We start from the raw sequence: 2,180 nt of genomic DNA on the forward strand, positions 1-2,180 counted from the left end.
CGCCTTCCTGATCCCGGGGGCGATCAGCGAAAATGCCGGCGCAACCATGGGTGCCCCTACCGTCCGCGGCATGGCCGCGCAGCCTTACATAAACGGAATCCAGATGACCGTTCTCTCTACGGGAGGATTGCTCACCCCCTTCAACTGGAACATGGTCGAGTCGGAAGACATCACCGAGGGGCCGGCCAACGCGGTCTTCGGCGAGCAGCAGGCGGCCGGCGGAACGGTCAACTACATCACCAAGCAGCCCTACTTCGACCGCTTCCGGGGCCAGATGTGGGATAGCACCGGCATGTATCAAAACTACATGTGGGGAGCCGACATCGGCGGACCGATCGACAAGGAGCAGAAGGTCGCCTATCGCTTGAGCTACATGGGGATCGAGAACGGGAGCTACTACCAGCCCGACGTCCACAACGACCAAGAGAATGTCTACTTCGCGCTCGGGGCCAAGCCCACCGAGGACTATTCGATCGACTTCTCCTCCGATTTCGGCACCTACGATTTCACCCCGATGTTCTCCTGGATGAACCGGCCGACCAGCGCCCTCATCCAAGACGGGCTCTACAACACGGGTTCCCTACCCCTCTCCCAGATCCAGATCGGCACCGTCAACAATCCGGGCTTCGCCAGCTACGCGGGGCCCTTGGAACCGATCAGCCGAAGAATGGTCGCCAACAACCCCGAGTCCGAAGGACGCGCCTACACGGGATTCCTCCAGCTCATCCAACGCCTCCAGCTCGGAGAGGGCCTCCAGCTCCGCAACAACACCTTCGTCTACTACGGGAGAAACGCCGTGGTCGCTCCGGCTTCCTACTATACCGAAGTGGCGATGGGAGATTACGAGATCGACAACCGCACCGAGCTCCTCGCCCAGTTCGCCACCCCGATCGGGCAATCCGAGCAAGACTCTTCCCGGGAAGGCGGATGGCTCGGAAAGCTTTTGCTCGAACACCGGATCGACACCGGAGTCGAATGGGGATTCGAACACAACCTCGACTACGAATCCCAGCTCTACTTCGGCAGCGCCAACGCCTGGGATATCCTGCGCACCAACCCCACAAGCTGGAACTTCCCCCAGACCGCCTTCTTCCGCTCCCTCATCCGCAATCCGAACGCTCCCGGGGGAGGTGAGTGGCCCATTCCGGGAAGGCCCGGCGTCTATTTCGAACCCTTCAATGGAAGCGCCGGCACGACCGACTCCAACTACTGGACCCTCGCCCCCTTCTACCAGCATGACCTCCAAATCACCGACAAGTTCTCCCTCCTCTTCGGCGCCCGCGCCACCACCTATTTCGTCTCCAGCCAGACCCCGCCCGGAACCCCGCCCGAGCTCTTCGTCCAAGCCCAAACCATCCAAGAGCTTCCCATGATCAACGCCAGCGCCCTCTACAAGATCTTCCCCTGGTGGACCGCCTACTTCACCTACAACTGGATGTATGTCGCCAACGTGGGAGCAGTCGGCGGATTCAACGTCTATCCCAGCGGGCTGCCCAACTCTTCCTTCGACCTCCAGGAGCAGCTCTTCGAAGGGGGATTCAAATGGAGCCTCCTCCACGACAAGCTCTCTGCTTCCCTCGCCGGCTTCTCCCAGCAAATTCCCCTCTTCAATTTCGTCGACGTCGCGCCCACCCCGGCAACCGTCACCGGCCTGGAAGCCAACCTCACCTACCAGCCAAATCCTCACTGGTGGATGCGCACCGGCTACTTCTTTGCGCGCGGAGTCGAAGACTGGTCGGGCCTCCCTTACGGCCCGCCGATGTCGCAGACCTACTCCACCGCCCTCGCCCTCCAAGCCAACCTCCCCCTCAACAACTCCGGCAGCTACCCGCCGGGGAGCTACCCCTTCATCGGCTGGCCCCAGCAGGTCGTAAACGCCATGGTCACCTATCAAGCCGACTCGGGCTTCGGCGCAACCGTGAGCGCCCTCGTCATGAGCCAGCAGTTCCTCGGATACAACTATGCGACCGCCATCCCCTGGCAATACCTGCTCAACGCCCGCATCTTCTACTCCCAGCCCCAATGGGAGATCTCCCTCTGGATCTACAACCTCACCAACGAACCCTACTGGCTCCCCTACGCCGTCGGCTCCATGCCCGACCGGACCAACGACTACGGCGGAATCGTGGCCGGCCTCCCCTTCTGGGTCCAAGGCACCCTCGCCTGGAAATTCTAGCCGA

1 protein-coding gene is annotated in these 2,180 nt (G+C 61.7%); it reads left to right on the forward strand.

Going from position 1 to position 2,180, the window contains the following annotated elements; translation table 11 throughout:
- Positions 1-2,176, forward strand: a 2,176-nt coding sequence (locus FN369_RS07730) for a TonB-dependent receptor (RefSeq protein WP_142525600.1), incomplete at its 5' end; no start/stop codon positions are given.
- Between the last annotated feature and the right edge of the window lie 4 nt (positions 2,177-2,180).

Source organism: Methylacidimicrobium cyclopophantes (genome assembly GCF_902143385.2).
Lineage (GTDB): Bacteria > Verrucomicrobiota > Verrucomicrobiia > Methylacidiphilales > Methylacidiphilaceae > Methylacidimicrobium > Methylacidimicrobium cyclopophantes.